This window comes from Gammaproteobacteria bacterium (genome assembly GCA_003696665.1).
GTDB lineage: Bacteria > Pseudomonadota > Gammaproteobacteria > Enterobacterales.
Map to the genome: position 1 here is coordinate 1 of RFGJ01000127.1, position 5,451 is coordinate 5,451.

Annotated in this window: 3 protein-coding genes; 2 read left to right on the forward strand and 1 reads right to left on the reverse strand. The window is 51.5% G+C overall.

Annotated elements, in window-relative coordinates; translation table 11 throughout:
- Both D6694_03930 and D6694_03935 read left to right on the forward strand, forming a co-directional pair.
- Positions 1 to 2,050, forward strand: a 2,050-nt coding sequence (locus D6694_03930) for a hypothetical protein (GenBank protein ID RMH46028.1), incomplete at its 5' end; no start/stop codon positions are given.
- A gap of 70 nt (positions 2,051 to 2,120) precedes the next feature.
- Positions 2,121 to 3,505 (forward strand): IS3 family transposase gene (locus D6694_03935; protein RMH46030.1). Its coding sequence is split into 2 segments (ribosomal slippage): positions 2,121 to 2,439 and positions 2,439 to 3,505, totalling 1,386 coding nucleotides; the frame shifts between segments, so codons are not numbered across the junction.
- A gap of 353 nt (positions 3,506 to 3,858) precedes the next feature.
- Here D6694_03935 and D6694_03940 read toward each other — a convergent pair.
- On the reverse strand, positions 3,859 to 5,349 hold the full coding sequence (locus tag D6694_03940) for an RNA-directed DNA polymerase (protein RMH46029.1): 1,491 nt from the start codon (positions 5,347 to 5,349) through the stop codon (positions 3,859 to 3,861).
- Positions 5,350 to 5,451 lie beyond the last annotated feature (102 nt).

Below are 5,451 nucleotides of genomic sequence, written 5' to 3' on the forward strand. Positions count from 1 at the left end.
GTTGCGGGGGTGGATTGGGGAGAAGCGCGAGGCGGAGCGGACCCGGCGGCGGTTGGAGGAGAAAGCGGCTGAGTGGGAAAGGCTGGAGCGAGTTGGCGGGCTCTTGGACGAATACGAGCTTCATGAGGCTCAGGTTTGGCTAGATGGACCGGATGCTGCGGAATTGGGGATCAGCGATCAATCGGCGAATTTAGTAGATGCCAGCAAAGAAGCAATTGAACAACGCAAAGCAGAAGAGAGAGCGGCGCAGCAACGAGAATTGGAGCAGCAGCGGACACTGACCCAGGAGCAGCATCAACGTGCCGAGGAGCAGGCTCTTGCGGCACGACAGTTGCGTCGGCGTGCTGTTCTCCTTACTGTTGCTCTTGTTGCTACTGTTTTTTTTACTTTTGCCACCGCTTTATTCTATTTCCAGGCAGAACGTGCTCGGACTGATGCGGAAACAAGCCTGGCACTTTCCACTTCACGACAACTAGCAGCACAAGCAATCAACCAATTAGGTGTTGATCCCGAATTGAGCATTCTATTGGCGAAAGAGGCACTTGAGTTTCGGGTCACCACAGAAGCTCTTAATGCATTACATCAAGCTCTTCAGATATCGCGCATACGCACAACAATTTCTATCACCGACCCCGCCTCAGATATTACCTTTGATACGCCAAGAGACCAACTTCTTCTCGGTACGAAAGGTGGCCAAATAGCAGTCTGGGATTTGAACGAAGGCAAGCAGGTTCGTTCTGTATTCCCTGACGACAGTACAGAAATTACGGTGATTCGAGAGCCTGACGAGGGTGGATTAGTTGCTGTAGCAACTGAAAGTGGAATGATTCACCTGTTCTCGTGGACAAAAGAAAGATTGTTCAACCAGCAAGCATCTTTCATCGCACACAATGCCCCTATCTCTGGCTTGGATGTTTCCTCTCAAGGAAAAGAGATACTTGTTGCAACAACGGGTTTCGATGGTTTGGCTAAACTGTTTAAAGTTTCCATTGATGGTCAAGTCAGTGAACGTGTACTTCTTCAAAGTTCTATAGCTGTATTCAATTCAATAGCATTTGACCCAATGGCCGAACGCGTGATAGTGGGTAGTGATGACTACACAGCGCGTATTGTTAATTTAACATCTGGTGATGTCTTGACACTACAGGCACATCGGGGACCGGTCTATGGGGTCGATTTTAGTCCCAACGGAAAGCTTGTTGCGACAGCGGGATGGGATGCAACTATCCGTATATGGGATTCTCAGACAGGCAAATTGACAAATATACTTGATGGCCGCAGTGGCGAAATATATGACGTAGAATTTAGCCTAGACAACACCATATTGGCTTCAGCAGGACAGGATCGAAAAGTACATGTATGGAATATAGCCACAGGGCGTGAGAAACAAACGTTAGCAGGTCACAAAGCCGCTGTACGGCATATAGCTTGGATTGCTGATGGCACAACACTGGCCAGCGTTTCAGATGATGATACGGTTAGGGTGTGGAATGTGGGGCCCAATGGTGAATTTCCACCGCTGGAAGGTCACAGTGCGGGCGTCAATAGCGTGAATTTCAATCCGAACGGTGATCTGCTTGCGACGGCCAGCAATGATGGAACAGCTCGATTATGGCACTTCACAAATGGTAAATTCATTCCTACGTTGTTTGTTGCGAAGTATTCAGGTGAAGTCGGAAAAGCAATTTTCAATCCTGAGGGCACAGAGCTTGTCACTATCGGTCCTGGACAAGTGACTGGCATCTGGCACATAGACTCATCAGTGCTCCGCAAGACTTTTGCGGGTGATCTGGAGTGGACCAGGGCTGTCGCCTATAACTCCACAAGAGAACAGATCGTAACGGCTGGTGCGACAAGTCTAGCTGTCTGGAATGTAGAAACGGGTGAATTGGTGAAGACATTTCCCTATGAACCTGGTGTATCTAGTGTAGCCATTGCTCCGGCAGGCGATATTCTAGCAGCGGGCTATGTTGATGGCAGTGTGCGTGCATGGGATATGCCCTATGTGCCTATAATAGATGAGACACTTGGAGGGAAGAAATTAGTGTAGCATTCCACCCGACAAGGAGTCGAACATGCCCAGCCGAACCACCACCATCCACAATGGGAACCGCCGAACCATGATGACCGAGCCAGATCCCCAAGTTGTGCCCAAGGCCAAACGGCGCACCTTCAGCAGGGAATACAAGCTGCGCATCCTGGCCGAAGCGGACGCCTGCAGCGAGCGGGGCGAACTGGGCGCCCTGCTGCGGCGGGAGGGGCTCTACTCCTCCCACCTGGCCACCTGGCGCAAGCAGCGAGCCCGGGGCGAATTGGCCCAGAAGCGAGGGCGTAGACCAGACGCTCAAGCCACCGAACTCGCCCGTCTGCAAGCGGAGAACCAGCAACTGCGCCAGGCCCTGGAACGGGCCCAGCACATCATCGATGTGCAAAAAAAGTTAGCGCAACTGCTTGGGACGCTGCCCGATGCGACCCCGAAGTGAGGGCTGTCATGCTCCAGTTGACAGAAGAACTGGCCCAACACACCGACGTGACCACGGCCTGCCAGGCCCTCAACGTGCCCAGGAGCACCCTCTATCGGGCGCGCAAGTCCGAGACAGGGGCTCCAGACGAGGCGCAAGCTCGCCCCAAGCCGGCCCGCAGCCTCTCCGAGGCGGAAAAAGCCCAGGTGCGGGACCTGCTCAACAGTCCACGCTTCCAGGACCAAAGTCCCCGGGAGGTCTACGCCACCCTGCTGGACGAAGGGGTGTATCTCTGTCACTGGCGCACTATGTACCGGGTCCTGGACGAGCACCAGGAGGTGCGAGAACGGCGCAACCTCCTGCGTCATCCAACTTATATCAAGCCCGAACTGCTGGCCACCGCCCCCAATCAGCTCTGGAGCTGGGATATCACCCGCCTTCGAGGACCGTTGACCTGGACCTACTACTATCTCTACGTCATGTTGGACGTGTTCAGCCGCTACGCAGTGAGCTGGCTGCTGGCCAAGGAGGAGAGCGCTGCCCTGGGGCAACAACTTGTGGCTGCTGCTTACGCCAAACAGCACATTCAGCCTGGACAGCTCATCATCCATGCTGATCGGGGCGCCCCCATGACCGCCAAGTCCATGGCCCAACTCATGAATGACCTAGGCGTCACCAAGAGCCACAGCCGGCCCCACGTCTCAGATGACAACCCCTACTCGGAGGCCCAATTTCGCACTCTGAAGTACCGTCACAACTATCCGGACCGTTTCGGCTCTTTGGAAGAAGCCCGGAGGTGGTGTGAAAGGTTCTTCACCTGGTACAACCAGGAGCACCATCACAATGGGCTGTCTCTGCTCACCCCGGCGGACGTGCACTATGGCCGGGCTGAAGAGATGCTCGCCCAACGTCAGATGGTCGTACAGCAGGCATACGACCGGCACCCGGAGCGTTTCGTCAACGGGCCGCCCACCGTGCCGCAACTGCCCGCTGCCGTGTGGATCAATCCGCCTACCCCGGCATCGTCTGGCCCTGAGGGGTGAAACGACGAGAAAGGAGCACTTTTGGACGAACCGCGTCTCTTCTATATACTGTGCCCGCCGATGCAGAGGATAGGGCCATGCTGGAGAGCAACCCGAGCGCTGCATCGGGGGACGGTGTAGCCCTCTGGGTGGGGAACTTCCTCACCCAGAGCGGCCCCGCCAAGGGGCTACATTGTCCCCGAAAGCGATAAACTCAAACGTGCCGACCCGTTATCTCTCACGTCGCGATGTCATCGAACAATCGCCTTTGCTACACTAAATTCAGCCACCAATCTGTCTCAACGTTCTTGACACATACCGCGGCGTAGCCGCTGTCCGCTGCAGCCGATGTTGGGCGGCATTGTGCGTAAATATCAGTACGCCCAAGCTCTTTGGGTAAATATTTCAATTTCTTCAGGTTTTATAACTTCTTCAACTTCAGCGATTGGTTTCACAACAATTTTTGATGTATCCAAGGCTGTCATAAGGTCTTTGCTCGCGATCCAGTCGTTCTTCCATAATTCTACGGATTCGCCATTCACAATTTGACAAATTGGCTCGTCGCTGTCAAAGGGGATACCTAGGGGTTGTATAACTCGCTGAAGCCATAGTTCAAGATAACCATTATGTGGTACACGTTTCATTTTATCGCGCACTTTCCCCCACAAACGGGGTTTTTCTTCTTCTGAGGCCAATGATATCAAATGGCTCAAAATCCCAGCAATTGCAGGAAATGTTGATGGAGACACAAAGCCAATATCTGTGGCTATGGCAATCTGCACTTCAAGGTCATCTGGTTTTTCAGTCTGGGCAGCAATTTTGCGGTGAAATTCGCTTACTAAACGTCGGAGAGCACCACTATTGGGAAAACGCCGGCCAAAAGAATGAAGCCTAAGAAGTTGCTTCTGTACTGTCTTCGCATTAGCATCACCTAAATCCTGCAAATCTATGCCTGCTAACTTGTCTTGCTTGATAGAACCTTCTACAACGTTCCTGCTCAAGAGTGTTTTGGACACTCCCAAATTCATGCCAACCAACATTAGTTTCTGACTCACAACCTTCAGGATTTCTTCAACTCGGTCATCGCTATTGGCAAATATCCTGTAATCATCTCTATATCGAAGAATACGAAAGTCCGTTGAGCCACCTAATTCCATGTTAATCTGTTCATCTACAAAGCCAAGAACCAACTCCGCGATAAAATCCATCAGCACTGAGCCTTGTGAAATGCCATTCGTTTGCCCATACCTGCCTGCTTGTATGTGAGCATCGATTCTGTTTCCTAACAAAGACTTGTCTCTTTTTCTTTCTTTCGATTCTCTGATACCGTGTATTGCCCAAGGAATACTATGTGTATAGAGCGAGCCATAGCAGTTCACTACATCAGTGTGGAGAATATGACTAAACTCCAGCGAATAGACTAAGGATCGTTGCTCAACATTAACCCACCAGCTTCTTATCTGCGCTGCCACATCTTTCTCGTCACTATCAGCCACAACAGGTATACTACAGCATTCTACAATTCCGTTTTCAAAATCGGAAAATCTTTTCTGTAAGGTAGCCCAGTTATCGGCATCGCATATTAGATTTACCAATGACACATAAATTGCCGGATGAATCAGCTCTAAAGGTCGCCAAGCAAATCTCCCATCTTTGTTTGCTAGAAGACCGTAATTCACCCCTAACAAATCATTTGGATTCGATGACTTAAAACCATTGAAACCGTCCGAACCTAAAATGCTGGCAACCTCCGTCAAAATCGGCTCGAAACTAATGTAGGGAGGTACATCGCTATTAAAGTAGCTACTCCCCTTTAGAAAATATGCCCGTGCTTCTTCGCATGAGAGATCGATAACTTTTCTCATAATGCCTGCCAACCCTTCACTTCTCATCTTACTGCTACGCCGCCCAACGTGAGCGTTAGCGGCAGCGGCGTCGTCTGCACAACCACCACGGCTAACCCAAAC

Coding starts and splice junctions, on each gene's coding strand:
- D6694_03940 (RMH46029.1), bottom strand. CDS start 5,349: ATGAGAAAAGTTATCGATCTCTCATGCGAAGAAGCACGGGCATATTTT.